At 70.0% G+C, this 25,822-nt stretch carries 28 protein-coding genes and 1 pseudogene; 13 read left to right on the forward strand and 16 right to left on the reverse strand.

What is annotated here, in order from left to right; genetic code table 11:
* Positions 1–59 precede the first annotated feature (59 nt).
* Positions 60–503: a nuclear transport factor 2 family protein gene (locus ATL45_RS01150; RefSeq protein ID WP_093158753.1), complete on the forward strand. Its 444-nt coding sequence runs from the start codon at positions 60–62 to the stop codon at positions 501–503.
* 179 nt (positions 504–682) lie between these two features.
* On the opposite strand, the gene ATL45_RS01155 is transcribed toward ATL45_RS01150, so the two are convergent.
* A complete protein-coding gene (locus tag ATL45_RS01155) occupies positions 683–1,909 on the reverse strand; it encodes a cytochrome P450 (RefSeq protein ID WP_093158585.1) in 1,227 nt (408 codons plus the stop codon).
* Positions 1,910–2,116: 207 nt separating this feature from the next.
* Here ATL45_RS01155 and ATL45_RS01160 point away from each other — a divergent pair, with 207 nt between their 5' ends.
* A complete protein-coding gene (locus ATL45_RS01160; protein WP_093158756.1) occupies positions 2,117–3,253 on the forward strand; it encodes a steroid 3-ketoacyl-CoA thiolase in 1,137 nt (378 codons plus the stop codon).
* A gap of 43 nt (positions 3,254–3,296) precedes the next feature.
* Here ATL45_RS01160 and ATL45_RS01165 read toward each other — a convergent pair whose 3' ends face one another.
* From ATL45_RS01165 to ATL45_RS01175, 3 genes are read right to left on the reverse strand one after another with little or no spacing between them, the layout of a single operon-like run.
* Complete coding sequence (locus ATL45_RS01165) at positions 3,297–3,944, reverse strand: formylglycine-generating enzyme family protein (RefSeq protein WP_093158587.1); 648 nt, start codon at positions 3,942–3,944, stop codon at positions 3,297–3,299.
* Positions 3,941–4,300, reverse strand: coding sequence for a DUF4180 domain-containing protein (locus tag ATL45_RS01170; protein WP_093158589.1), 360 nt, complete (start codon positions 4,298–4,300; stop codon positions 3,941–3,943). Before ATL45_RS01170 ends, ATL45_RS01165 begins: the two co-directional genes overlap by 4 nt.
* Positions 4,293–4,742, reverse strand: a complete 450-nt coding sequence (locus ATL45_RS01175; RefSeq protein WP_211841158.1) for a helix-turn-helix domain-containing protein — start codon at positions 4,740–4,742, stop codon at positions 4,293–4,295. The genes ATL45_RS01170 and ATL45_RS01175 overlap by 8 nt, the downstream gene beginning before the upstream one ends.
* Before the next feature lie 202 nt (positions 4,743–4,944).
* On the opposite strand from ATL45_RS01175, the gene ATL45_RS01180 reads away from it, so the two are divergent.
* Positions 4,945–5,211, forward strand: a complete 267-nt coding sequence (locus ATL45_RS01180; RefSeq protein WP_093158594.1) for a hypothetical protein — start codon at positions 4,945–4,947, stop codon at positions 5,209–5,211.
* Positions 5,212–5,255: 44 nt separating this feature from the next.
* Complete coding sequence (locus tag ATL45_RS01185) at positions 5,256–5,825, forward strand: hypothetical protein (protein ID WP_143121768.1); 570 nt, start codon at positions 5,256–5,258, stop codon at positions 5,823–5,825.
* Between the two features lie 100 nt (positions 5,826–5,925).
* Here the strand turns inward: ATL45_RS01185 and hsaB are convergent, their stop codons facing one another.
* The 8 genes from hsaB to ATL45_RS01225 form a co-directional block, all read right to left on the reverse strand.
* Complete coding sequence (hsaB, locus tag ATL45_RS01190; protein WP_093158598.1) at positions 5,926–6,483, reverse strand: 3-hydroxy-9,10-secoandrosta-1,3,5(10)-triene-9,17-dione monooxygenase reductase subunit; 558 nt, start codon at positions 6,481–6,483, stop codon at positions 5,926–5,928.
* Positions 6,480–7,379: an iron-dependent extradiol dioxygenase HsaC gene (gene hsaC / locus ATL45_RS01195; protein WP_093158601.1), complete on the reverse strand. Its 900-nt coding sequence runs from the start codon at positions 7,377–7,379 to the stop codon at positions 6,480–6,482. Before hsaC ends, hsaB begins: the two co-directional genes overlap by 4 nt.
* 27 nt (positions 7,380–7,406) lie before the next feature.
* A complete protein-coding gene (gene hsaD / locus ATL45_RS01200; RefSeq protein WP_093158603.1) occupies positions 7,407–8,264 on the reverse strand; it encodes a 4,5:9,10-diseco-3-hydroxy-5,9,17-trioxoandrosta-1(10),2-diene-4-oate hydrolase in 858 nt (285 codons plus the stop codon).
* On the reverse strand, positions 8,261–9,433 hold the full coding sequence (gene hsaA / locus ATL45_RS01205) for a 3-hydroxy-9,10-secoandrosta-1,3,5(10)-triene-9,17-dione monooxygenase oxygenase subunit (RefSeq protein WP_093158606.1): 1,173 nt from the start codon (positions 9,431–9,433) through the stop codon (positions 8,261–8,263). The genes hsaD and hsaA overlap by 4 nt, the downstream gene beginning before the upstream one ends.
* Before the next feature lie 246 nt (positions 9,434–9,679).
* Positions 9,680–10,708 (reverse strand): 4-hydroxy-2-oxovalerate aldolase, encoded by a 1,029-nt coding sequence (gene dmpG, locus ATL45_RS01210; protein WP_093158608.1) that lies wholly within the window; start codon positions 10,706–10,708, stop codon positions 9,680–9,682.
* Positions 10,705–11,637 carry an acetaldehyde dehydrogenase (acetylating) gene (locus tag ATL45_RS01215; RefSeq protein WP_246025774.1) on the reverse strand — a complete coding sequence of 311 codons (933 nt, stop codon included), beginning with the start codon at positions 11,635–11,637 and terminating at the stop codon, positions 10,705–10,707. The genes dmpG and ATL45_RS01215 overlap by 4 nt, the downstream gene beginning before the upstream one ends.
* Before the next feature lie 147 nt (positions 11,638–11,784).
* On the reverse strand, positions 11,785–12,573 hold the full coding sequence (locus tag ATL45_RS01220) for a 2-keto-4-pentenoate hydratase (protein WP_093158613.1): 789 nt from the start codon (positions 12,571–12,573) through the stop codon (positions 11,785–11,787).
* Positions 12,560–14,155, reverse strand: a complete 1,596-nt coding sequence (locus ATL45_RS01225; RefSeq protein ID WP_093158616.1) for an FAD-binding protein — start codon at positions 14,153–14,155, stop codon at positions 12,560–12,562. The genes ATL45_RS01220 and ATL45_RS01225 overlap by 14 nt, the downstream gene beginning before the upstream one ends.
* Before the next feature lie 144 nt (positions 14,156–14,299).
* Here ATL45_RS01225 and kstD point away from each other — a divergent pair, with 144 nt between their 5' ends.
* The 4 genes from kstD (at position 14,300) to ATL45_RS01245 (ending at position 18,545) form a co-directional block, all read left to right on the forward strand.
* Positions 14,300–15,976, forward strand: a complete 1,677-nt coding sequence (gene kstD, locus ATL45_RS01230) for a 3-oxosteroid 1-dehydrogenase (RefSeq protein ID WP_093158618.1) — start codon at positions 14,300–14,302, stop codon at positions 15,974–15,976.
* Complete coding sequence (locus ATL45_RS01235; protein WP_093158621.1) at positions 15,973–17,109, forward strand: 3-ketosteroid-9-alpha-monooxygenase, oxygenase component; 1,137 nt, start codon at positions 15,973–15,975, stop codon at positions 17,107–17,109. Before kstD ends, ATL45_RS01235 begins: the two co-directional genes overlap by 4 nt.
* Positions 17,109–17,423 carry a hypothetical protein gene (locus tag ATL45_RS01240; protein ID WP_093158623.1) on the forward strand — a complete coding sequence of 105 codons (315 nt, stop codon included), beginning with the start codon at positions 17,109–17,111 and terminating at the stop codon, positions 17,421–17,423. Before ATL45_RS01235 ends, ATL45_RS01240 begins: the two co-directional genes overlap by 1 nt.
* Positions 17,424–17,516: 93 nt before the next feature.
* Positions 17,517–18,545, forward strand: a complete 1,029-nt coding sequence (locus tag ATL45_RS01245; protein ID WP_093158626.1) for a ferredoxin--NADP reductase — start codon at positions 17,517–17,519, stop codon at positions 18,543–18,545.
* A gap of 32 nt (positions 18,546–18,577) precedes the next feature.
* On the opposite strand, the gene ATL45_RS01250 is transcribed toward ATL45_RS01245, so the two are convergent.
* Positions 18,578–19,921, reverse strand: coding sequence for an FAD-binding oxidoreductase (locus tag ATL45_RS01250; RefSeq protein WP_093158629.1), 1,344 nt, complete (start codon positions 19,919–19,921; stop codon positions 18,578–18,580).
* A 222-nt stretch (positions 19,922–20,143) separates the two neighbouring features.
* On the opposite strand from ATL45_RS01250, the gene ATL45_RS01255 reads away from it, so the two are divergent.
* The 5 genes and pseudogenes from ATL45_RS01255 to ATL45_RS01265 all read left to right on the forward strand — a co-directional run bounded on the left by ATL45_RS01255 (position 20,144) and on the right by ATL45_RS01265 (position 22,919).
* Positions 20,144–21,082 carry a helix-turn-helix transcriptional regulator gene (locus ATL45_RS01255; protein ID WP_342775230.1) on the forward strand — a complete coding sequence of 313 codons (939 nt, stop codon included), beginning with the start codon at positions 20,144–20,146 and terminating at the stop codon, positions 21,080–21,082.
* Between the two features lie 496 nt (positions 21,083–21,578).
* Entirely contained in the window at positions 21,579–21,734 is a 156-nt protein-coding gene (locus ATL45_RS38655; RefSeq protein ID WP_170210127.1) for a hypothetical protein, read from the forward strand.
* Positions 21,719–21,877, forward strand: coding sequence for a hypothetical protein (locus tag ATL45_RS38660; protein ID WP_170210128.1), 159 nt, complete (start codon positions 21,719–21,721; stop codon positions 21,875–21,877). The genes ATL45_RS38655 and ATL45_RS38660 overlap by 16 nt, the downstream gene beginning before the upstream one ends.
* A gap of 134 nt (positions 21,878–22,011) precedes the next feature.
* Positions 22,012–22,266 (forward strand): annotated as a pseudogene (locus tag ATL45_RS01260) (ATP-binding protein); the annotation flags it as partial.
* Entirely contained in the window at positions 22,263–22,919 is a 657-nt protein-coding gene (locus tag ATL45_RS01265; protein WP_093158637.1) for a response regulator, read from the forward strand. The pseudogene ATL45_RS01260 and the gene ATL45_RS01265, both read left to right, overlap by 4 nt.
* Before the next feature lie 85 nt (positions 22,920–23,004).
* Here the strand turns inward: ATL45_RS01265 and ATL45_RS01270 are convergent, their stop codons facing one another.
* The 3 genes from ATL45_RS01270 to ATL45_RS01280 form a co-directional block, all read right to left on the reverse strand.
* Positions 23,005–24,177 (reverse strand): lipid-transfer protein, encoded by a 1,173-nt coding sequence (locus ATL45_RS01270; protein ID WP_093158640.1) that lies wholly within the window; start codon positions 24,175–24,177, stop codon positions 23,005–23,007.
* Positions 24,178–24,314: 137 nt separating this feature from the next.
* Entirely contained in the window at positions 24,315–24,740 is a 426-nt protein-coding gene (locus ATL45_RS01275) for a MaoC family dehydratase (protein WP_246025106.1), read from the reverse strand.
* Between the two features lie 124 nt (positions 24,741–24,864).
* Complete coding sequence (locus ATL45_RS01280) at positions 24,865–25,812, reverse strand: bifunctional MaoC family dehydratase N-terminal/OB-fold nucleic acid binding domain-containing protein (RefSeq protein WP_093158643.1); 948 nt, start codon at positions 25,810–25,812, stop codon at positions 24,865–24,867.
* Positions 25,813–25,822: the final 10 nt, after the last annotated feature.

The following is a 25,822-nucleotide window of genomic DNA, read 5'->3' on the forward strand; positions in this document are numbered from 1 at the left end:
CGGCGGTCGTCCACCGTCCAATGAGCGCGAGAATCACCGCACCGGACTCGGAGGAAACCATGGTCGAGGGCGTGCACTGGTCCGCCAGCACGGAACCGCACCCGGCGCGCGACGCGGCGCTGAGGTCGATGAGCGCGGTGACCCGCGGCGAGAAGGACGAGTGGGTGGCGCTGTTCGCCCCCGACGGCTTCGTCGAGGACCCGGTCGGGCCGTCGGTCTTCGACCCGGAGGGCCGCGGTCACCACGGCCACGAGGGCATCGCGGCGTTCTGGGACCTGGCCATCGCCCAGGCCGAGCGCATCGAGTTCCACATCCAGGACTCGTTCGCGGCGGGCCGGGAGGTCGCCAACACCGGTCACATCACGACGTTCCTCCCGGACGGCAGCACGATGGACGCCGAAGGCGTCTTCGTCTACCACGTCGACGAATCGGGCCTGATCCGCTCGATGCGCGCCTTCTGGGAGTTCGACCGAGCGCTGAAGACCCTCCGCACGGCGGAGTGACCTGAACCAGGAGAAGGGCACCTCGACCGGATGATCGGTCGAGGTGCCCTTCACTCACCGCACGGGGTGTGCCGGTGTGCAATTTCAATGGAAATCAGACGTGCGATTTCCATTGAAATTGCGGAAGTCGTGCACGACCGTCGGCGTGTTGGAGCCCGACACGCCGACGGTTCAGCGGATCAGCTGTACTGGACCTGGACTTCCTTGATGCCGTTGAGCCAGCCGGAGCGGAGGCGGCGGGGGTCGCCGACGCGCTTGATGTCCGGCATCTGGTCGGCGATCGCGTTGAAGATCAGGTCGATCTCCAGGCGCGCCAGGTTCGCGCCGAGGCAGAAGTGCGCGCCGGTGCCGCCGAACCCGACGTGCGGGTTGGGGTCGCGGGTGATGTCGAAGCGCTCCGGCTCGTCGAAGACCTCCGGGTCGAAGTTCGCCGAGCTGTAGAACAGCCCCACCCGCTGGCCCTGCTTGATCGGCACCCCGCCGAGCTCGGTGTCGGCGAGGGCAGTGCGCTGGAACGACACCACCGGCGTCGCCCACCGGACGATCTCATCGGCCGTGGTCTTCGGCCGCTGCTCCTTGTACAGCTCCCACTGGTCGGGGTTGTCCATGAAGGCCAGCATGCCGTGGGTGATCGCGTTGCGGGTGGTCTCGTTGCCGGCCACCGCCAGCAGGATCGCGAAGAAGCCGAACTCGTCCGAGGTCAGCGCGGTGCCGTCGATGTCGGCGTGCACGAGCTTGGTCACGATGTCGTCCATCGGGCAACCGCGCCGCTCTTCGGCCATGTTGCTGAAGTAACCGAGGATCTCGGCCGCGGCGACGTCCGGCTGCACGCCGTACTCGGGATCGTCGTAGCCGATCATCTGGTTGGACCAGTCGAAGATCTCCTTGCGGTGCTCCTGGGGCACGCCGAGCAGCTCGGCGATCGCCTGCAGCGGCAGTTCGCAGGCCACGTCCGTGACGAAGTCACCGCTGCCGTTCTCGCGCGCCTCGGCGACGATGCGCTGCGCCCGAGCCTGCAACGTCGCTTCCAGGGTCTTGATGGCGCGCGGCGTGAACCCGCGCTGCACGATCTGGCGCAGCTTGGTGTGCTGCGGCGGATCCATGTTGATCATGATGAACCGCTGCAGCTCGATCTGCTCGCGGGTCATGCTGTCGTTGAACCGGATGATCGCGGTGTTCTCCCTGGTCGAGAACACGTCGGAACGCCGGGAGACCTCCTTGACGTCGGCGTGCTTGCTGACCACCCAGAAACCACCGTCGTCGAAGCCGCCGCACCGGTCGGGCTGTTCGTTCCACCACACCGGCGCGGTGCTGCGGAGCTCGGCGAACTCGGCCAGCGGTAGCCGTTCGGCGAGCAGATCGGGATCGGTGAAGTCGAAGCCCTCCGGAATGCGCGGTGCGACCACGGCTACCTCCTACGCGGGAATCCGATCAAGAAATGAAACGAGTTCTACGCTAGAGAGAAGCACATTCCGCAGGTTCAGTAAACCCCTGTAACTCAGCCCGAATCGAGCAAGGTTCAGGTTTTCCGAACAAGTCCGCCCAGACGCCTTGTCGAGCAACAGGAACGTGTTCTAATTTTGGTCGACGATGCCGTCCGAAGGGAGTACCTGGTGGGCAACCCGGTGATCGTGGACACGGTCCGCACCCCGATCGGCAAGCGCCGCGGCCGGCTCTCCGGCCTGCACGCGGCCGAGATCCTCGGCGCGGCCCAACGCGGCCTGCTCGACCGCGCCGGTATCGACGCCGCCGAAGTCGACCAGGCGATCGGCGGCTGCGTGACCCAGGCGGGCGAGCAGTCGAACAACATCACCCGCACCGCGTGGCTGCACTCCGGCCTGCCGCACCAGGTCGGCTGCACCACCGTCGACGCCCAGTGCGGCTCGGCGCAGCAGGCCACGCACCTGATCGCGGGGCTGATCGCCACCGACGCCGTGCGCATCGGGATCTCCTGCGGCGTCGAGGCGATGAGCCGGGTGCCGCTGCGCAGCAACCTCGGCACGGACGTCGGCACGCCACGCCCGGACTCCTGGGACATCGACCTGCCGAACCAGTACCTGGCGGCCGACCGGATCGCGGCCAACCGCGGCCTGAGCCGCGAGGACATCGACGCCTTCGGCCTGCGCTCCCAGGAGCGCGCCCAGACCGCGTGGCGGGAGGGCCGGTTCGACCGCGAGATAGTCCCGGTACAGGTGCCCGACGGCGAACCGGTCACTCGCGACGAAGGCCTGCGCGAGACCAGCATGCAGGCCCTCGGTGGGCTGAAACCCGTTCTGGAGGACGGGTTGCACACGGCGGGCACGTCCTCGCAGATCTCCGACGGAGCGGCCGCGGTGCTGCTGGCCGACGCCGACCGCGCGGCCGAGCTGGGACTGCGCCCCCGCGCCCGCATCGTCGCGCAGTGCCTGGTGGGCGGCGAGCCCTACTACCACCTGGACGGGCCGGTGCAGGCCACGCAGCGGGTGCTGGAGCTCAGCGGGATGAAGATCGGCGACATCGACCTGTTCGAGGTCAACGAGGCGTTCGCCTCGGTGGTGCTCTCGTGGGCGGCGGTGCACGAGCCGGACCTGGACCGCGTCAACGTCAACGGCGGCGCGATCGCGCTCGGTCACCCGGTCGGCAGCACCGGAGCGCGCCTGATCACCACGGCCCTGCACGAACTCGAACGCAGCGACGCCAGCACGGCCCTGATCACCATGTGCGCGGGCGGAGCGCTCGCCACCGCGACCATCATCGAACGCCTCCGCTGAGACCACCGTGAGTGTTTTTGGGTGTCATAGCACCCAAAAACACTCACGGCAGCCGACGCGCCAGGCGGAACCCGAGGTCCTCGACGCGGAACGTCGGGTGGCTCTTGCGGCGGCAGGACGCCCGGCAACCGCGGGGCGGATCGAACGCGCCTCCACCGCGGAACACCCGGTACGGGCCGTAGCGCCGCGGGTCGTAGAGGTCCCAGCACCACTCCCAGACGTTGCCGATCATGTCGTGGAAGCCCCACGCATTCGGTGTCCTGGTCGCGACGTCGTGGACCCGCTCCCCCGAGTTCCCGCGATGCCAAGCGATTTCGTCCAGCTGGCCGTAGCGGACGTCGGAGCTCCCGGCCCGGCACGCGTGCTCCCATTCCGCCTCGGACGGCAGGCGGTAGCCGTCGGCCGCCCAGTCGCAGAGCACGCCCACTACGTCGGGGTCGTCGGAGATCGAGTAGCACGGGTTGAGCCCCGAGTCCCGCGAGAGCCGGTTGCAGAACTCGATCGCGTCGAGCCACGACACCTCGGTCATCGGCGTGCGCGGTGAATCCGGTTCTGCTGCGCGGAGAACAGCGTGGTACTCCTCGCGGGTCACCGGATGCGAAGCCAGCTGGAAGGCCTCGACATCGGCCTCCCAGCTGGTCTTCGCACCTTCGTCCCGCAGCACGATCCGTCCCGCCGGGACGTCGATCACGCGCTCAGGCGGGCGTCGAGCGCGGGCAGGTCGGGCAGGAACCAGACGTGCTTGGCGCGATTCGACTCGCGGACCAGCGCGCGCAGCGCCGAGCTGGACTCCAGGTGCTCCGAGATGTCGCCGATGATCGCCAGCTTCACGTGGTAGTTGACGAACTTCTGCATCACGTCACCGGCGAAACCGCTGCTCAGCTTGAAGAACCGCGCATCGAGCCGGGAGACGGGCAGCGCGACCAGCTCACCGCCGTAGGACGCGCCGATGAGGTCCAGCGCGTCCTGAACGGTCGAGACCTCCGGCCCGTCGGCGTCGCACACCAGCACGTGAACGCCGGCCCGCTCCTCCATCACGTCAGCCATTCCCACCCTCCCCTGAGTGCATTCCGCCCTCGATCACGGCCTCCAGCAACCGCAACACCTCGGCGGTGTCGCCGGCACTGCCGAGCACCACGACCTTCAACCGGTGCCGCTCCTCGTCGTAGACGGTCTGAACCCGCAGCGGCTGCGACGTCTCACGAGCGGAGTTGACCCCGGCCAGCACGAGAGTGCCCAACCGATCGGCCGACCTCCGGTCGACACCGTCGATCTGCACGATGCTCGACACCTCCACCGAAGCAGCCCCGGCCACCTCGACCGGCGCCTGCTGCCCGGTGAACGCCTCCAGATCGGACCGAGCGATCCGGTACTGCTTCCCGATCCGAACCGCGTTGAGCCGCCCGCCGCGGATGTATCCCCGCACCGTGCGCACATGCAGACCGAGCAGGTCGGCAACCTGCTCCACCGAGTACATTTCTTCCGTCATCGTTCCCTAACGGTACCTCAGTAGGGAACGATACGGCATGTTGAGCCACTGGCGTCATCGCGACGAGCGAAAGCGATCGCACCGACCTGCAGGAATGATGGAATCGAGCCGGTTCGCGAGCGGCCCAGGGCGCACCGGACAACACGGACGAATCCCGCGCAGTCACACACCGCGAGCGAACGATTACGGCACACTGTGCGGGATGGCGGAAGGCGATGGAGTCCGCAATGCGGTCGACAAGTCCGTGATCGAGACCAACGTGCAGGTCGGCATCATGCACGGCGACATCGAGCTCGGGTTCACGGCCTGGCTCGGGCTCGGGCTCACGGCAGGACTCGCGGCTGGGCTGGCCAGCGGGCTCATCAACGAAAGGCGATTCTCACGCGGGCATTCGCGATGTCAACCCGAACGGCTCCGCCTCGGAGCCCCCAGCAGGATCGACAAGCACGGTCTCGATCTGTACCTCTGAGAAAAGCAATTTCCGAGTTCGCCAGCGGGCTCGTGTTCGGACTCGTGTTCGTGCTCGTGCTCGTGCTCGGATTCGGGTTCGGGCTCGGGCTCGTGCTCGGGTTGAACGGACTCGTGGACGGACTCGGGCTCGGGCTCATCTCCGGGCTCACGTTCGGGCTCGTGGTCGGGCTCGTGGTCGTGCCCGTGGTCGGGTTCGTGGTCGGGCTTGCGAATGGCATCGTTTCTGCACTTGGAGATACCTACAACCCGCACGCCACGGCCCCGTGGACACTCTTGAGTCTGGACCGGAAGGTCACGCTCATCCGAATGGCCATCGCGACGACATTCATCGCCGCTGTTCTCGCGTTCATGATCACGGCCGAGATCGAAGCCACCCTGCTCTACCTGACGCTCGGACTGGTCGCCGGAATCGTTCGGTTGGTGTTCTCGGCGTGGGGGAGTTGGCTGCTGTTCGTACGCCTGTGGCTGCCGCTGACGCGCCGGTTGCCGTGGCAACCAAAGCTTTTCATCGAGGACGCCCACGAGCGAGGTGTCCTGCGCACAGCAGGCTCGGCCTACCAGTTCCGCCACGCCCGGCTCCGCGACCATCTCGCCCACCAGCACCGCAACTAGCTCGGCGCACCGCTTCGGCGCAGCACAGTCGCTCAAAAGATGCCGTGAGTACTTTCTGTTGCTATAGCGCCAGAAAGTACTCACGGGACTTGGACGACCGTTACATCCAGTCGTCCGGGTGGAGGCCGGTCAGGAAGGCTTCAAGGTCTGGTGGTGGGGGTTGGGATGTCGGGCCGAGTCCTGCGTAGGCGCCTCGGTAGAACAGGAGCGGGCGCTCCGGCCTTGTTTCGCCGAGGGTTTCGACCCGGCCGATGACGATGTAGTGGTCGCCCGCTTCGTGCACGGTCTCGATGGTGCAGTCGATCCAGGTCAGGGCACCCGTCAGGACCGGGGCTCCGGATGGGGCCGGGGTCCAGGACACCTCGGCGAACTTGTTCTCGCCGCTGCGGCCGAACACGGTGCTCACCGGCTGCTGGGACTCCGACAGGACGTTCGCGCAGAAGCGGCCCGCTCGCTCCAGCGCCGGCCAGGCGCGGGAGGTTCGGGCCGGGCAGAACAGCACCAGGGGCGGGTCCAGGGACAGCGCGGCGAAGGACTGGCAGGCGAAGCCCACCGGTCGTTCGCCGTCCATCCCGGTGATCACCGCGACACCGGTGCCGAAGTGCCCGAGGACCCGGCGGAACGTCGTCTGGTCCACCGCCACCTGTCCGACGCTCATCGGGAGCCGACGCTGAAGTCGTGGCCCCAGAGGCTGACCGCCGTGCTCTCGCGGGCGATCCAGTCCTCGTCGTCGACCTGGCGGCCTTCGCAGCCGAACTCCACGTCGAAGCCGCCGGGCGTCTTCATGTAGAACGACAGCATCAGGTCGTTGACGTGCCTGCCCAGCGTCGCCGCCAGCGGGACCTTGCGCCGCTGCGCGCGGTCCAGGGTCAGGCCCACGTCGTCGACGTCGGCCACCTCGACCATCAGGTGCACGATGCCGCTGGGCGTGGGCATCGGCAGGAACGCCAGGCTGTGGTGGCGCGGGTTGCAGCCGAAGAAGCGCAGCCAGGCCGGTTCGCCGTCGGACGGGCGGCCGACCAGCTCCGGGGCCAGCCGCATCGAGTCGCGCAGCCGGAATCCCAGCACGTCCCGGTAGAAGCGCAGCGCGGCCTCGTCGTCGTGCGTGGACAGCACGACGTGGCCGAGGCCCTGCTCCTCGGTGACGAACCGGTGGCCGTACGGGCTGACCACCCGCCGGTGCTGCAGCGCCACCCCGTGGAAGACCTCCAGCCCGTTGCCGGACGGGTCGGCGAACCGGATCAGGCCGTTGACCCGGCGGTCCGCCAGTTCCTCGGCGGTGCCCTCCTTGTAGGCGACACCGGCTGCCTCCAGCCGTTGCCTGACCTCGTCGAGCTCGGCCTCGGTGGCGACCTCCCAGCCGGAGGACTCCAGCCGGTCCTGCTCGCCCGGCAGGATCACCAGCCGGGCCGGGAAGTCGTCCATCCGCAGGTAGAGCGCGTCCGGGTTCGAGCCGCTGCCCTCGACCATGCCGAGCACTTTCAAGCCGTACACGCGCCACGCCTCGACGTCGGTTGCTTCGATGCGCAGGTAGCCGAGCGAACGAATGCCCACGGCGGTCCTCCTCCCACGGCCAAGGCTTCAGTCGAGCAGGAAGTCCTTGGCGATCCGGTTGAATTCGGCGAACTTCTCCAGCTGCGCCCAGTGCCCGCAGCGGCCGAACACGTGCAGCTGCGCGCGCGGGATCAGCTTCAGCGCGAGCAACGCGCCGTCCAGCGGGTTGACGCGGTCCTCGCGCCCCCACACCAGCAGCACGCGCTGCCGCAACCGGTGCACTTCCCGCCAGAGCAGGCCTTCCTCGAAGGTGTCCGGCTGCATGAACGACGCGCCCATGGCGCGCATCGCGGCCAGCGACTCCGGCGAGGCCGCCGCGGCGTAGCGCTCCTCGATCAGCTCCTCGGTGATCAGCGACTGGTCGTAGACCATCGTGCGCAGGAACTCGGCGAGCTTCTCCTTGCTCGGCCCCGGCGGTGCGGCGAAGGCGCTGAGCTTGCGCACACCTTCGGTGGGATCGGGCGCGAACACGTTCAGGCTGAGCCCACCGGGGCCCATCAGGACCAGCCGTCCGGCGCGGTCCGGGTTGTTCAGCGCGAAACGGACCGCAGTGCCGCCGCCGAGCGAGTTGCCGAGCAGGTGCGCCCGCTCCACTCCGAGCTCGTCGAGCAGTTCGAGCAGCGCCGAGGCGCTGTGGGTGAAGTACTGGCCGTGCTCGGTGGGCTTGTCGGAGCGGCCGAAACCGGGCTGGTCCACGGCGATGGTGCGGAACTCCTCGGCGAACACCGGGATGTTGCGCGCGAAGTTGCTCCACGACGAGGCCCCGGGGCCGCCGCCGTGCAGCATGACCACAGTGGACTTCTGCGGATCGCCCGCCTCGTGGTAGTGCAACGTCAGCCCGGACGGCAGCTTCGCGTTCCGGCTCGTGCTCTCGAAGGTCGTCATACCATCATGTCCTTGACTGGTTGGCCGAACTCGCCGGAACCGAACATCAGGTAGGCGCGCTCCAGGTCGTTGGCCGCGTGCACGCGGCCAGCGTGGGCGTCGCGCCAGAAGCGCTGGATCGGCGTTCCCGACCACAGCGCGCGGCCGCCGGAGTTCTCGAAGAGTCGGTCGACCGCCGAGATCGCCCGCGCCGTTCCGCGCACCTGGTCGCGGCGGGCGCGCAGCCGCAGCGAGAACGGGATCTCCTCGCCGGCCTTGGCCAGCTCGTACTCCTCGGCCAGGTTGTTGGTGAGCTGCAGCCAGGCCGCGTCGATCTCGCTGGCCGCCTCGGCGATGCGCACCTTGGCGAACGGGTCTTCCTTGACCTTCTCCCCCGCGAACGCCGCGCGGACCCGCTTGACCTGGTGGTCGACGTGCGCGTCGTAGGCGCCCTGGGCCATGCCGATGATCGGCGCGGTGATCGTCGACGGGTGCACCGTGCCCCACGGCATGCGGTAGAGCGGCGCGGTGTTGATCTCGTGGCCGGGGCACTTGTTCTGCGACATCGCGATGAAGCTCAGCGCCCGGTGCCGCGGGATGAACGCGTTCTCCACCACGACGTCGTTGCTGCCGGTGCCGCGCAGGCCGACGGTGTCCCAGACGTCGTCGATCCGGTAGTCGCCGCGCGGCAGCAGGTAGGTGCAGAAGTCCACCGGCTTGCCGTCGGCGTCCTCGGCCGGGCCGCCGACGAACACCCACGAGGCGTGGTCGCTGCCGGAGGAGAAGCTCCAGCGCCCGTTGAGCAGGTAGCCGCCGTCGACGAGCTTCGCCTTGCCCATCGGCGCGTAGGAGGAGGAGATGCGGGTGTTCGGGTCCTCGCCCCAGACGTCCTCTTGGGCCTGCTGCGGGAACAGCGCCAGGTGCCACGGGTGCACCCCGAGGATCGAGGCCACCCAACCGGTCGATCCGCAGGCGCTGCCCAGGAGTTTGACCGCGGTGTAGAAGTCCAGCGGGTCGGCTTCGCAGCCGCCGTAGCGCTTCGGCTGCAGCAGGCCGAAGAAGCCGATCTCCTGCAGATCGGCGATGGTCTCGTCCGGGATCCGGCGCAGGTCCTCGGCCCGCTGCGCCCGCTCCCGCAGGTCCGGCAGCAGTCCCCGCACCCGTTCCACGACTGCTCGACTGTCGTTCATCGGCGCTCCCGTTTCCGCACAGGCTAGAACATGTTCTCGCTGGTTGTCGATGGTCCGTCTTGTTCTTTGTCTTGCAACGCCGGAGGCGTTTAGCCCACCCTCGGCGCCTGCACCGCCGCGGGTTCTCAGCGTTCGTCTGGCGCGGACAGCCCGTTCGCCGTGTATCGGACATACATAAGAACGGGATCCCGCAGCCAGGCGAGCGCTGAAGTTCCGCCACCGGCACCGCCCCGCAGAACGAGTTCGTCAGACTTTCCTTCGCAGTTCCAGAGCGATGTCGATGAGCTGGTCCTCCTGGCCGCCCACGAGCTTTCGCTCGCCGGCCTTGACCAGGAGCTCCGCTTCGCTGACGCCGTAGCGCTCGGCTTGGCGGGCGGCGTGCTTGAGGAAGCTGGAGTACACCCCGGCGTAGCCCATCATCAGCGCCGAGCGGTCCAGCAGGCATTCCTCCGGCATCGCCGGGCGCACCACGTCCTCGGCCGCGTCGGCGATGGCGAAGAAGTCGATCCCGGTGCGGATGCCGAGCTTGTCGCACACCCCGACGAACGCTTCGACGGGCGTGTTGCCCGCACCGGCGCCGAAACGCCTCGCGCTGCCGTCGATCTGCACCGCACCGGCCCGTGCCGCGGCGACCGAGTTGGCCACCGCGACACCGAGGTTCTCGTGCCCGTGGAAGCCGATCTGCGCCTCATCGCCCACTTCCGCGACCAGCGCCGCGACCCGGTCGGCGACCTGCTCCAACACCAGCGCACCCGCCGAGTCCACGACGTAGACGCACTGGCAGCCGGCGTCGACCATGATCCGCGCCTGGGCGGCCAGCACCTCCGGCGGCTGGGAGTGCGCCATCATCAGGAACCCGACGGTCTCCAGGCCGAGCTCGCGGGCCAGCCCGAAGTGCTGCTCCGACACGTCGGCCTCGGTGCAGTGGGTGGCGATCCGGCACACCGAGGCGCCGTTGTCGCGGGCCACCACGATGTCGTCCTTGACGCCGACGCCGGGCAGCATCAGCACCGCGATCTTGGCGCGCTGCGCGGTCTCCGCGGCGATGGTGATGAGCTCCTGCTCCGGTGTGCGGGAGAAGCCGTAGTTGAACGACGAACCGCCGAGGCCGTCGCCGTGGGTCACCTCGATGACCGGCACGCCCGCGCCGTCCAGCGCCGCGACGATGTCGCGCACTTCGGTCGCGGTGAACTGGTGGCGCTTGTGGTGCGATCCGTCGCGCAACGAGGTGTCGGTGATGCGCAGGTCCAGCGCGTCCGAGAAGGTCCTGTTCATCGCACTGCCTCCTGCCGCACGAGCTGCTCGCCGACCCGCACCGCGGCGGCGGTCATGATGTCGAGGTTCCCGGAGTACGGCGGCAGGAAGTCGCCCGCGCCCTCGACCTCCACGAAGATCGCCACCCGTGCCATGCCGCCGGTGGCCGTCGACGGCGGGTCGAACTGCGGCTCCACCAGCAGCCGGTAGCCGGGGACGTACTCGGCGATCTCGGCGGCCATCCTGGTGATGGAGGCGGCGATCGCGTCGGTGTCGGCATCGGCCGGGATCGCGCAGAAGATGGTGTCGCGCATGATCACCGGCGGGTCGGCCGGGTTGAGCACGATGATCGCCTTGCCGCGCCGCGCGCCGCCGATCACCTCGATCCCGGTGCTGGTGGTGCGGGTGAACTCGTCGATGTTGGCCCGGGTGCCGGGGCCTGCCGACACCGACGCCACCGAGGCCACGATCTCGGCGTACTCGACGGGCACCACCCGCGAGACGGCGTGCACCATCGGGATGGTGGCCTGCCCGCCGCAGGTGATCAGGTTCAGGTTGGGCGCGTCGAGGTGCTGGTCGAGGTTCACCGGCGGCACCACGTACGGCCCGACCGCGGCCGGGGTGAGGTCGACGGCGCGAATGCCGGCCTCGGCGTAGCGGGGCGCGTTGGCCCGGTGCACGCCCGCCGAGGTGGCCTCGAAGACGACGTCGGGCCGGTGGTTCTCCAGCAGCCAGTCCACGCCTTCGGCGCTGGCCTCCACACCCAGATCAACGGCCCGCTTGAGCCCAGCACTGCCCGGGTCGATGCCGATCATCCACCTGGGCTCGATGTGCGCGGATCTGGCCAGCTTGTGCAGCAGGTCCGTACCGATGTTGCCGGACCCAACGATCGCCGCCGTAGCTGTCCCGCCTCTCCGCGATTCACAGTGGTGGTTGCATTCAGGATCGATCTCGCGTTTCGCGGTTTCTTTTGGCTGATTCACGTCACGGTCCCCTGAGGTGCGGTTGAGGTGGACTCGGGTGGACATAGATCTGCGCATGCTCGTTCCCGTCTCCTTCCGGGAAGCCCTAGCACTCCGTCACGGCTGCGGCCCCGCTCACGGCCGGAACTCCAGGGAGACCGAACCGAGGTCGGTTCCTGCTGATCGGAAGTCGGCTCGGAACTCGTCTCCCGGGGTCACGTCGATCGCTCTGGTGCAGGAGCCCGGGAGGACGACGTTGCCCGCCCGGAGGCGGACGCCGTAGGCCGCTACCTTGCGGGCCAGCCAGGCCACCGCCGTCGCCGGGTTTCCCAGCACCGCGTCGGACCGGCCGCGCTCGATCGGTTCGCCGTTGCACAGCAGGGTCGCGTCGATCGCGCGGAGGTCCACGCCAGCCGGGTCGATGCGCTCGGCGCCGAGCGCGAAGCCCGCCGACGAGGCGTTGTCGGCGATGGTGTCCACCAGGCTGATCCGCCAGTCGGCGATCCGGCTGTCGATCAGCTCGATCGCGGGCACCAGCGCCTCGGTGCCCGCCAGCACGTCCGCTTCGGTGCACTCGGCGGGCAGGTCGGCGCCGAGCAGGAAGCCGATCTCCACCTCCACCCGCGGCACGCAGTAGCGGCTGATCGCGACGGGTTCGCCCTCGGTCAGCCGCATGCTCGCCAGCAGGTGGCCGTAGTCGGGTTCGGAGACGCCCATCATCTGCTGCATGACCGGCGAGGTCAGGCCGACCTTGTGCCCCACCACGGCTTCGTCGCGGCGCTGCACGTTGATCAGCTGGATCTGGTAGGCGTCCACCGCGTCGAGCTGCGGGTGGGTTTCCACCAGCGGCGGGATCGGGGCGCGGTGCACCTCGGCGTCCCAGAGCCGCTGCGCGATCTCGGTGCGCGCTTCAACGGTCAGCATCGGTCAGCTCCTTCACCGAGTGGAGTCCGGCGCGGCGGCCGGAGAAGACGCAGTCGGCCAGCGAGAGGCCGCTGATGTAGGAGTTCGAGCAGATCCCGACCGCCGACCGCCCGGCCGCGAACAGCCCGGCGACCGGGCCGCCGCGCTCGTCGAGCACCTGCCCGGTGGCCTCGTCGACGAGCAGGCCGCCGAGGGTCAGCACCGGGCACGGGTAGGCCGTGCTGGGCCGCACCGAGACGTCCAGCAGCGCGTACGGCGGCTGGTCGAGAACCTGCACGAAGTCCGCTGGTTTGCCCGTGGGATCCGGTTTTCCGTCGCGCGCGGCTTCGTTGTGGGTGTCCACTGTGGCCTTGAGCGCTGCCGGGTCGACGCCCGCCTTGCGCGCCGCGGCTTCGAGCGTGCCGCCGGTGGCCGCGGTGGCGAACAGGTATTCCGCCTGCATCCGCTGAAACCACACTGTCTGGGTGCGGATCTGGCGTTTGGCGGCGCTGCGCAGCCGGCTGTCGACCAGCAGCCAGGCACGTCCGCCGTGCTTGTCCACGATCGCCTGACCGTGCGCGGCGCCGTAGCGGGATTCGTCGCCAATGCGCGTGCCGTGCCGGTCGACGAGCAGCCCGGACAGCAGTGCGCTCGGCGGCGTGATGAACCGCCAGGCCGAGACGTGGTCCAGCTTCGCCGCGACACCGCCGACGCTCTCGCCCAGCCGGATGCCGCTGCCGTCGTCGCCCTGCGTCCCCAGCGGCAACCCCGCCCGGTAGGCCGGTGCGTGCCGCCGCATCATCTCGCGGTTGGACACGAAGCCGCCGGCCGCGATCACCACCGCGCGATCGGCGTGGATCCGCAGCGGTTCCGCGCGGCGTTCGAGCCGTTCAGCGCGCCGGTGCAGGCGGCGGGCCAGCTTCGGCACGTACAGCCCGGGCTTCGCCGCCACCCGGCTCACCGCCCGGTGCGCGCGAGCGGCGGCCCCGGTCAGCCGCTCGCAGTCCACGGTGCAGACCCGGCCGTCGGCGTCGACGACGAGTTCCTTCGCCCGCGTCTGGGTAAGCACCTGCACACCCGCCCGGCGCACCGCCGCTTCCAGCGCCGCGAAGAGCACCTTCCCGGAGGTACCGCGGCCTTTGGCGCGGTGGCCGCGCGGCGCGGGAGGTGCGGCGTCGCGGAAGCCGCCTGCGGCTTCGCTGCCCGAGTAGTAGAGGTAGTGCCGGTTGCTCGGGTAGGAGGTCTTGTACGGGCACAGGCTGCCTTCGAACGGCACGCCGTGCTGCGCCAACCAGGTGATCATCTCGGTGCTGCCCTCGCAGAAGCGGCGCAGCGTGTCCTCGGAGACCGCGTCGCCGACCTCCTGCCGCAGGTAGGCGAACATCGCCTCGGGCGAATCGGACACCCCGGCGGCGCGCTGCTCCCGCGTCCCGCCCCCGGCGTAGACCACGCCGCCGGACAGCGCGCTCGCGCCGCCACCGCCGAACCGGTCGAGCACCACCACGCGGGCTCCGGCGTGCGCCGCTTCCAGCGCCGCGCAGGCGCCGGCCGCACCGAACCCGATGATCACCACGTCGGCGTGCAACGTGCTGCGCTGGGCCATCGCAACCTCACCAGTTTGGAACAGGTTCTCTTTACGGCTTCGAGCGAACAAGTGCCTGATTTCTGGCTACACCATAGCGCCACTGGCGCAGAAATCTATAACATGTTTCAGTATGGATCGCGAGGTTGGTCGCGAGGAGGTGCGATGACCGCAGACAGGTTCGACGTCGTGGTGGTCGGCAGTGGAGCCGCAGGTATGGCGGCGGCGCTGACCGCAGCGCTGCACGGGCTGGACGCGGTGGTCGTGGACAAGGCCGCCAAGTTCGGCGGTTCCACGGCCCGGTCCGGCGGCGGCGTCTGGATACCCAACAACCACGTCCTGGCCCGCGCGGGCATCACCGACACCCCCGAGGCGGCTCGCAGCTACCTCGCCCACATCGTCGGCGACACCGTGAGCGCCGAGCGGCAGGAGGCGTTCCTGGACGCCGGGCCGCGGATGCTGGCCGAGCTGCTGCCGCGCACCCCGCTGCGCATGCGCTGGGTGCCGGGCTACTCCGACTACTACCCGGAAGCTCCCGGTGGCCGGCTCGGCGGGCGGTCCATCGAACCGGCGCCGCTCGACGGAGGGCTGCTCGGCGACCTGCTCGCCGACCTGGAGCCCGACTACGGCAAGGCACCGGCGAACCTGGTGGTCACCCAGGCCGACTTCCGCTGGCTGAACCTGCTCGTCCGCCACCCGCGCGGCCCCGTGCGCGCGGTGCGCGTCGGACTGCGCTGGCTGCTCTCCCGCGCGCTCCGCCGCCGCATGCTCGGCCGAGGCCAGGCGCTGGCCGCCGGGCTGCGGGCCGGGCTGCGCGATGCCGGGGTCCCGGTGTGGCTGAACACGCCGCTGATCGACCTCCAGCAGGAGGGCGACCGGGTGACCGGCGTGGTCGTGGAACGCGACGGCGAGCGCCGGACGCTGACCGCGCGGCGCGGGATCGTGCTGGCGGCAGGCGGTTTCGAGCACAACGAGGTGATGCGCAAGCAGCACCAGCGCGATCCGATCGGCACCGAGTGGACCGTCGGCGCCAAGGCCAACACCGGCGATGCGATCCTCGCCGCCCAGCGGCTCGGCGCGGCCGTCGAGCTGATGGACGACGCGTGGTGGGGCCCGTCGGTCCCGCTGCCCGGCGGGCCGTGGTTCTGCCTGGCCGAACGCACGCTGCCGGGCTGCATCCTGGTCAACGGCGACGGCGAGCGGTTCGCCAACGAGGCCGCGCCCTACGTCGACGCGGTGCACGCGATGTACGGACCGGGCGACGGGCCGGCGCGCAACATGCCGACCTGGCTGATCGCCGACCAGCGCTACCGGAACCGGTACATGTTCGCCGGGCTCGGCCCGCGGCAGCCGTTCCCGGGCCGCTGGTACAAGCACGGCGCGATCCAGCGCGCCTCGACGCTCGAGAAGCTGGCCGAGCGCATCGACGTTCCGGCCGCCGCGCTGCGCCGCACCGTCGAGCGGTTCAACGGGTTCGCGCGCGACGGCGTCGATGCGGACTTCCAGCGCGGTGCCAGCGGCTACGACCACTACTACGGAGATCCGCGCAACAAACCCAACCCCAGCCTGGGCGCTCTGGAGGTCGCACCGTTCTACGCGGTGAAGATCGTGCCGGGCGATCTGGGGACCAAAGGCGGGCTGGCCACCGACGTGCACGCACGCGTGCTGCGCGAGGACGGCACGCCCATCGAAGGCCTCTACGCGGCGGGCAACACCAGCGCCGCCGTGATGGGCCACACCTACGCGGGCCCGGGCGCGACGCTCGGCCCGGCGATGACGTTCGGATACCTCGCCGCGCGGCACCTGGCGTCCGGCGCGGAACGAGCGGGAGGGACGAGATGACCGCGGCAAGCAACGACGAAGTGCGCACCATCGACGTCGGCACACCACCCACCAGGTTCGCGCGCGGCTGGCACTGCTTCGGCCTCGCCGAGCAGTTCAAGGACGGGCAGCCGCACGCGGTGGAGGCGTTCGGCACGAAACTCGTGGTGTTCCAGGGCGAGGACGGCGCGCTCAACGTGCTCGACGCCTACTGCAGGCACATGGGCGGCGACCTCAGCCAGGGCTCGGTGAAGGGCAACGCGATCGCCTGCCCGTTCCACGACTGGCGCTGGTCGGGCAACGGCCGCTGCGCCGGAATCCCCTACGCCAAGCGGATCCCGCTGCGCGCCCGCACCCGCGCGTGGCTGGCGATGGAGCGCAACAAGCAGCTGTTCGTCTGGAACGACCCGCAGGGCAACCCGCCGCCGGAGCACGTGACCATCCCGGAGCTGCCCGAGGTCGACTCCGGCGAGTGGAGCAACTGGACCTGGGACACCGTGCGCATCGAGGGTTCCCACTGCCGCGAGATCGTGGACAACGTGGTGGACATGGCGCACTTCTTCTACATCCACTTCGCGTTCCCGACGTACTTCAAGAACGTCTTCGAGGGCCACGTCGCCACCCAGTACCTGAACACCAAGGGCCGGCCGGACATCGGCGCGGGCAGCTACTCCGGCGAGGAGAACCAGGTCCGCTCGGAAGCATCCTACTACGGTCCGTCGTACATGATCGACCGGTTGTGGAACGAGTACAAGGGCTTCACCATCGAGACGATCCTGATCAACTGCCACTACCCGATCACCGCGGACTCCTTCGTGCTGCAGTGGGGCGTGCTGGTCAAGAAGCTGCCCGGGCTCTCCGACGCCGACGCCGACAAGCTGGCCGCCAAGATCGCCAAGAACACCGGCGTCGGGTTCCTGCAGGACGTGGAGATCTGGCGGAACAAGACCCGCATCGACAACCCGCTGCTGTGCGAGGAGGACGGTCCGGTCTACCAGCTGCGCCGCTGGTACGACCAGTTCTACGTGGACGTCGAGGAGGTCACCGACGACATGGTGGCGCGCTTCGAGTTCGAGGTGGACACCTCGCGGGCCAACGAGGTGTGGGAGCGCGAGGTCGCCGAGAACCTGGCGCGCAAGGAGGCGCAGAGCTGATGTCCAGCTGGGCCAAGGCACCCGACCTCGCCGACCGACCGCACCAGCGCGCCGCGGTGCGCGAGGGCACGGTCGCCGACCGGGACGCCTACCTGCGCGAGGGTCTGCGCCCGGTCGAGTGCGAGCGGTGCGCGGCTCGGGTGCTGGCGAAGAAGAACAGCCCGCAGCACACCAGCGTCCAGTGGAGCGCCGAGAGCACCCGCCAGTGCGCGGTGTTCGCCTCCCGCGCTCCCGGCGAGGTCGTGGAATGCTGCCCCGACCTGCAGCGCAGCATCGCCGCAGCGGCCGGCGACGGCCGGCTGCCGCCGTCCTGACGCAACTTCAATGGAAATCAGGTCCCCGATTTCAATTGAAATCTCATGTCCGATTTCAATTGAAATCGCGGTGTTCAGCCAGAGGAGCCAGTGATGCCTGAGCCTGCTCGGTTGCGGGTCGTCGCGGTAGTCGAGGAGACGAGCGAGAGCCGCTCGTTGGTGTTCGAGGCGCCGGAGGGCTGGTCCTACCGGCCCGGCCAGTTCCTCACGCTGCGGATTCCCAGCGACCGCACCGGATCCGTCGCGCGCAGCTACTCGCTGTCCAGCTCACCGCACGTGGACGACGCGCTGCAGGTCACGGTGAAGCGCGCCGGGTACGGGTCGAACTGGTTGTGCGACAACGTGACCGCGGGGTCCGAAGTGGACGTCCTGCCGCCGTCGGGCGCGTTCGTCCCGGGCTCGCTGGACGCCGATGTGCTGCTGCTGGCCGCGGGCAGCGGCATCACACCGGTGATGTCCATCGCGAAGTCCGTGCTGGCGGCGGGCACCGGGCGGATCGCGCTGATCTACGCCAACCAGCACCAGGACGCGGTCATCTTCGACGCCGAGCTGCGGGAGCTGGTGGCGCGGCACCCGGAGCGCCTGCTGGTCGTGCACTGGCTGGAGTCGGTCCAGGGCCTGCCGACGGCCCCGGCCCTGCGCGAGCTGGCCCGGCCGTTCGCCGATCGCGAGTGCTTCGTGTGCGGCCCGGGCGGCTTCATGGACACCGCCGAGGAAGCGCTGCGCGAGCTGGAGATCCCCCGCGCGAGAACCCACATCGAGCGCTTCGTCTCCCTCAAGCGCAACCCGTTCGAGCGCAAGAAGCGCACCGAGCAGATCGCCCCGGAGGAGACGACCGCTGCGGGCGGCGACGCGACGGTCGAGCTCGACCTCGACGGCAAGCACCACAAGCTCCGCTGGCCCCGCCAGCAGCGCCTGCTCGACGTCCTCCTGGACAACGGCGTGGCAGCCCCGTTCTCCTGCCGGGAAGGAGCCTGCAGCGCCTGCGCCTGCCGGATCGACCGGGGCGAGGTCAAGATGCTGCAGAACTCCGTCCTGGAGCAGGAGGACCTGGACGAGGGGATCATCCTCGCCTGCCAATCCCTCCCCATCACCGACGAGATCCACATCTCCTACGAGTAACCCGATCAGCTGCCCAGGTGGAGATCACCTGATCAGGCCGGTGGGATGTTGTGGTTGAGGCGGAAGGTGTTGGTCGGGTCGTAGGCCGACTTGAGGGCTCGCAGGCGGGCGTAATCGGGTGCGTCGTAGGCGGCCCGGACGTCTTCGGGGTTGGCGCTGCCGCCGGCGAGGAAGTTGAGGCAGCGACCACCGGTGGACCAGCGGCGCATCTCGCCCATCGCGTGGTTCTGCAGGGTGGTGGCCGCGTCGACCGTGTTCTCGTCGACCTTCGAGTTCAGGCCGAGGACGTAGGCCGCGTCCCGGTTGCCGACGCAGTTCGCGGCCGGCCAGGACAGGGCACCGCCGAGGTGGCGCACCTCGACCACGCACCGCTGCGGCGCTCCGGGGCCCACCAGGTCCAGCAGGGTCTTGATCGCCGCGTCGTCGAAGTCCCGCAGCATCGCGTTGGTCGTCACGTACGGCATCGGCTGCGTCGGGTCGTTGCAGATCGTGCCGGCCTCGCGGTACGGCATCACCCGCACCGAATCGATCAGCCGCGGCCCGACCGCGCGCAGCGGCTCGACCAGCCGCTCTCCCTCTTCCGGGTCGCCGGCGTGGGCGATGCGCACGTGCGCGACGTGGCGTCCGCGCAGCGGCTCCGGGAGCGCCGGGACGTCCGGGAACGGCACCAGCGCGACCGACGAGGTCATCTCCTCGGGCAGCTCGCGGGTCCACCGCTGCCAGGTCGTCAGCACGTCCTCGACCTGGTGCGCGTCGAAGTACAGCGCCCCGCCGAAGAGCCGCGGCACCGGGAACAGGTCGACCTCCATCCCGGTCACCACGCCGAAGTTGCCGCCCGCACCGCACAGCGCCCAGAGCAGTTCCGGATCGGACTCGGCGGTGACGCGGCGCAGCTGCCCGTCGGCCGTGACGATCTCGACGGCCCGCACGTGATCGGCGGCGTAGCCGTAGCGCCGGGCGAGGTGGCCCAGCCCGCCGCCGAGTGCGTAGGACACCGCGCCGACGTGCGGCGCGCTCCCGGACAGCGGCGCCAGCCCGAACTCCGCCGCCGCCTCGACGACCGGGCCCCACGGCACGCCCGCCTCGAACCACGCAGTGCGCCGTTCGGCGTCGATCCGCACCCCGCTCATCCGGCCGGTGGTGATCAGCACACCGCCCGCCACCTCAGCGGGCACGCCGTGGCCCTGGCTCTGCACCGCGACGGCCAGGCCACGGCTCGCGGCGAACTCGACGGCAGCCCGCGCGTCCTCCGCACCGGTCGCCGCCACCACCACGTCCGGGCGGCGACCCCGGAAGGTCTGGAACCCGGAGACCTCGGCGGCGAAGCGGTCGTCGGTGGGCAGGATGGCGGTGCTCAGCGCGGAGAACTCGTTCATGCCGACGACCCTAGTGCCCCTTCCGGACAGGATCTGTCCTAATGGCCGGGATAATGGCCGCACAACACCCCTCGTACCGAGTCCTGCTCAACCGCACCCCAGGGGACCGCGATGCAACCAAGCCACGAGAAACCGCCCAACGCGAGATCGACCCGGAACGCAACCACCACTGCACAACGCGGAGAGGCGGCGCAGTACACCTTGCCCGCGCGGTTGCTCCGGTTGTTGTCGTTGCTGCAGAGCAGGCGCGAGTGGTCCGGCGCCGAGCTCGCCGACCGGCTGGAGGTCACCGGGCGGACCGTGCGGCGGGATGTCGAGCGGTTGCGGGAGCTCGGCTATCCGGTGTCCTCGACGACCGGGACCGCGGGCGGGTACCGGCTGGCCTCCGGCAAGAACCTGCCGCCGCTGCTGCTGGACGACGACGAGGCCGTGGCGGTGGCCGCCGGGCTGCTCACCGCCGCCAGCGGGAGCGTCACCGGCATCGAGGAGAGCTCGATCCGCGCGCTGGCCAAGCTGGAGCAGGTGCTCCCGGCCCGGCTGCGCAGCCGGGTGGCGGCCGTTTCCGGGGCCACCGTGCCGATGGTGGTGCGCGACGGCCCGCAGGTCGACGCCGCGACGCTGGCCACCGCCGCAGCGGCCTGCCGGGATCGCGAAGTGCTGTCCTTCGACTACGTCAAGCGCGACGGCACGGCGCAACCCCGCCGGGTGGAGCCGCACAGCCTGGTCGCCGTCGTCGGCCGGTGGTACCTGATCGCCTTCGACCCGGAGCGCGACGACTGGCGAACCTTCCGCGCCGACCGCCTGCACGGCCTGCTGGCCACCGGCCGCCGCTTCGAGCCGCGCGAGCTGCCCGCCGCCGACGCCGCGGACTACCTCCGCCGCTCCATCGCCGACGCGCCCTACCGCTACACCGCGCGGGTAGCGGTGCGAGCGCCCGCGGAGTCGGTGCGCGAACACCTGCACCCGCTGCTGCCGGGCCGGGTCTCCGCGACCGGCGCCGACAGCTGCGCCGTCGAGCTCGGCGAGGACTCGTTGTCCCAGTTCACCCGGCACATCACCGCTCTGGCCACCCTCGGCGCCGAGTTCACCGTCGAGGCCTCCGACGAGCTGCGGGAGCAGTTGCGCGCCGCCCTGCGCCGGGGGCTCGACGCGGTGGGCTGACGCCCGGCGGCTCCGCCATCCGCGCAGAATTCGCCCAAGAGGCCGACCGTTTGCACCTTTTCTTCGAGGCCATCTCAGCCGACGTGAAGTCCTGAGAGCACGATGATCAGGAGCGAAACAATGGGTGTCAGCGGCGTACTCCAGGGCCACCACGCAGGGAGCCGAACCTGGACCACACCGCCCCGCAAGTGGACCACCGTCCTGCGCATGGACGAATGCCCGCAGGGCGGCGGCCACGCCCCGATCCCGAAGCAGGGCGGCGGTCTGGTCTGCATCAAGTGCGGCCAACCCTGCTAGCCGGGCCGGCTCCCCCGCGCGGGGGAGCCGAAGACCGGTCGCGTCGGCGATGCGCCGCCACCTCCGCACCGGGAACGTGGTCGCATGCTTCTCCGAATCGTCGCCGTGCGGGCAGCACCGGTGCTTACCTCGCCGACGGTCGGCCGATCAGGACCGACTGCGCGGACTTCGCCGCCTCGGGTGCGGGCCCGGCGCCGACATGAGCCGGTACCTGATCGCCCAGCTCGCGCAGGATCCCCAGCTCGGCCCCGGTGTCGCCGCGGAGATGCAGCGGCAGGAGCGCACCGAGCACCCGATGCTGCCCGGAATGGGCTTCATGTTCGAGGAAAACCCCTGCTGGTGCTGTCCGCGCTGAGTGTTCCGCTCGCCGCCGGGCTGCTGGCGTTTACCGTCGCGGCCTGGTGGCGGTTGCCGGGCCGCATCGGCTACGCGGTCGTCGCGCTGGCGGTGACGGCGTTCGCGATCACCTACGACCTGGTCGGCCCGCCCTTCACGTGAGCATAGGATTCGTCGCGCCATGCCGTTGACCACGCAAGACTGCGCCGGGTGCCAGCGCTCGGTGACCTCCAGGGTCGCCGACGTTCCGCCCTCGTCGAAGCCGTCGGCCACCGCCCGAAGCGGAGGTCACCGCCTACCGCATCATGCAGGAAGCGCTCACGAATGTCGTCAAGCACGCTCGCGCCGAGTCGGTCGCCGTCGAGCTGGGTTCGGAGGAGGACGCCTTGCTGATCGCGATCACCGACGACGGCCGGGAGCGGCCGCGCGCGGCGGACGGTCGCGGCCTGATCGGCAACCGGCAGCGGCCGCGCGTCTGCGGCGGAACGACTTCGCTCGATCCGGCGGTCAGCGGCCGCGGGACCGCGCGGTTGCCGGTGGTGGTCGCATGAGCATCCGGGTCGTGGTCGCCGATGACCAGGAGCTCGCCCGCAGCGGGATCGCGATGATCCTCGATGCCCAGCCGGACATCACCGTGGTCGCCGAGGCCGAGGACGGCGCGGCGGCCATCGAGGCGGTGCGGCGGCACGAACCGGACATCGCGCTCGTCGACGTCCGGATGCCGAACGTGGACGGGATCGAGGCGACCAAGATCATCTGCGCCACGACCGCCACCAAGGCGCTCGTGCTGACCACCTTCGACAACGACGACTACGTCTACGGCGCGCTGCACGCCGGTGCCAGCGGATTCCTGCTCAAGGACACCCGCCGCGACGACCTGGTCCACGCCGTGCGGGTCGTGTGCGCCGGGGAATCGCTGCTCGCGCCGACGGTGACGCGGCGGCTCATCGACGACGTCGTCCGGCGCAACGCCCGCCCGCCGGTCAGCCCTCGCGGTCTGGAGGCGCTGACCGGCCGGGAGCGGGAGATCCTCGCGCTGCTCGGCAGGGGCATGTCGAACGCGGAGATCGCCGCGGAGCTGGTGGTCAGCGAGCACACGGTGAAGAGCCACGTCAGCAACGTGCTGGCCAAGCTCGGCCTGCGGGACCGGATCCAGGCGGTCATCTGCGCCTACGAATCCGGTCTCGTCCAGCCCGGTTCCTGATCTCAGAGCCCGTCGGCGAAGCTGTCCGCGCTTGTGCAAGCGGCGCGCCAGCCGCTTTGAGCACGTACGCAGCTTGCACAGGCTCTCAGGCGGCGGCCAGCACCAGGCCGCTGGTGGGCACTCCGGTGCCCGCGGTGACCAGGACGTGGCCGACGTCGGCCACCTGGTTGACCGCCGTGCCGCGGATCTGGCGGACCGCTTCGGCGATGCCGTTCATGCCGTGGATGTAGGCCTCGCCCAGCTGACCGCCGTGGGTGTTCAGCGGCAGCCGGCCGCCGAGCTCGATCGCGCCGTCGGCGATGAAGTCCTTGGCCTCGCCGCGCCCGCAGAAGCCCAGCTCTTCCAGCTGCACCAGCACGAACGGGGTGAAGTGGTCGTAGAGGATGCCGACCTGCACCTCCTGCGGCCCGATCCCCGCCTGCTGCCACAGCTGCCGGGCCACCACGCCGAGCTCCGGCAGCTCGGTGAGGTCGTCGCGGTAGTAGCTGGTCATGGTGAACTGATCGCTGCCGCTGCCCTGCGCCGCGGCGGCCACCAGGGCGGGCGGGTTCGGCAGGTCGCGCGCCCGCTGCGGGCTGGTCACCACGATGGCCACACCGCCGTCGCTCTCCTGGCAGCAGTCCAGCAGTCGCAGCGGTTCGGTGATCCAGCGCGAGGCCTGGTGGTCGGCCAGCGTGATCGGCCGCTGGTAGAACCAGGCGTTCGGGTTGGTCGCCGCGTGCTTGCGGTCGGCCACCGCCACCCGGCCGAAGTCCTCGCTGGTCGCGCCGTAGGCGTGCATGTAGCGGCGGGCGAACATGGCAACCTGCGCGCCGGGCGTGGCCACGCCCATCGGGTAGGTCCAGCTGTTGTCCAGGCCCGTCGAGGTCGGTGCGCCGGCGAGCGCGGACTGCACCTGGCCGAAGCGGTTGCCGGAGCGCTCGTTGAACGCCCGGTAGCAGACCACCACCTCGGCCATCCCGGTGGCGACCGCCATCGCGGCCTGCTGCACCGTCGCGCACGCCGCGCCGCCGCCGTAGTGGATCCGGCTGAAGAAGCTCAGCTCCGGGATGCCCAGCTCGCGCGCCACCGCGACCTCGGTGTTGGTGTCCATGGTGAAGGTGACCAGGCCGTCCACATCGGACGGTTCCAGTCCGGCGTCGGCGAGCGCGGCGCGCACCGCCTCGGCGGCCAGCTGCAGCTCGCTGCGCCCGGAGCCCTTGGAGAACTCGGTGGCGCCGATGCCCACGACCGCCGCGCTGCCGGAGAACCCGCTCATGCTGTTCCGCCTCTCCGCGATTCACAGTGGTGGTTGCGTGTGGGGTTGTTCTTGCGTTTTCGGGGTTTCTTGTGGCTGGTTCGCGTCACGTTCCCCTGAGGTGCGGTTGTGCGGGGCTGGGGTTGACACAGGGCCACTCATCCCGCCACCTCCGGCAGTTCGACCCGGACGGTTCCGCTGACGTGCGTGCCCAGGCTGTTGCGCCCCAGCACCTCCACGACCAGCACCGCACCGTCGCGCTCCAGCACCTGGCCGTGCAGCGCCAGTTCCTCGTAGGCGTAGCAGGGCACGCCGAGCTTGATCGCCACGCCGCGCACCAGTGCCTCCGGGCCCGCCCAGTCGGTCACGTAGCGCTGCACCAGGCCGGTCGTGGTGAGGATGTTGATGAAGATGTCCTTCGAGCCCTTGGCCACCGCCAGGTCCCGGTCGTGGTGGACGTCCTGGAAGTCGCGCGTGGCGATGGCCGTGCTGACCACGAACGTCGGCGTGACCTCGATCCGCTCCTCCGGCAGGGCGTCGCCGATAGCGACCTCGGCAAGCGATCTCGTCCCAGCGAGTGTCATGACAGTCCCGCCTCTCCGCCCTTTTCAGTGGTGGTTGCGCTTGGAGCGATCTCGCGTTTGGCGGCTTCTTGTGGCCGAGTTGCGTCACGGTCCCCTGAGGCGCGGTTGGGGAGAGCGGGGCTAGTCATGACGCCTCCGTCGGCTCGGGCCGCCAGACGGGCAGCGTCAGTTCTTCGTCGATGCGCTGGAAGTCGACCGCGACCCGCTGGCCGACCGCGACTTCGTCCGGCTCCACGCCGTGGAGCTCACCGAGCACCCGCACTCCCTCGTCCAGTTCGACGAGGGCGACCACCAGCGGAAGTTCCTTGCCGGGCACCGGTGGGTGGTGGTGCACGACGTAGCTGTAGATCTCGCCGCGCCCCTCGGAGACGAGGTGGATTCGCTTGGTGGCACCGCATTCCGGGCACATCGGCCCTGGCGGGTGCCGCAGCAGTCCGCACTGGCCGCAGCGCTGGATGCGCAGCTCACCGGCCGCGGTGCCCTCCCAGAAGTAAGCGGTGTCGGCTCCGATGGCGGGGCGGATCACCGCGGTGCCCGCCTCGTGCTTCGGCGTCTCGGGCTTCTGCTCCGGCGGGCGGAACTTCAGCACCCGGAACAGCATCTCGGCGACCGGCTCGCCGTCGACGAACCAGGTGTTGCGGGTGGTGACGAACCAGCCCTCGCCGAGCGCCGTGGTCTTCGGCCCGACCACGCTGTCCAGCCTGGTCGAGACGGTGACCTGCTCTCCGTGGCGCAGGTACCGGTGGTAGGTCTGCTCGCAGTTGGTCGCCACCACCGAGGTGAACCCGGCCTCGTCGAGCTCGGCCATCATGGCGTACAGCGGATCCGCCGGATCGCGCTGCGGGTGCAGCCCGCCCATCGTCCAGACCTGCGCCATCGCCGGCGGCGCCACCAGTCCACCGTGGACTGATTCGGCCGCGGCGGATTCGTCGGTGTAGACCGGGTTCCGGTCGCCGATCGCCTCCACCCAGTTGTTGATCATCGGCAGGTTCACCGGGTCGCGGGCGGCCCGCGGTTCGCTGGGGCCGCGCTCCTGAATGCGGTGCGCGGCGTCGGTGATCGAGCTGGTCATGTTCCCTCCG

The sequence above is a fragment of the Saccharopolyspora antimicrobica genome, assembly GCF_003635025.1.
Lineage (GTDB): Bacteria > Actinomycetota > Actinomycetes > Mycobacteriales > Pseudonocardiaceae > Saccharopolyspora > Saccharopolyspora antimicrobica.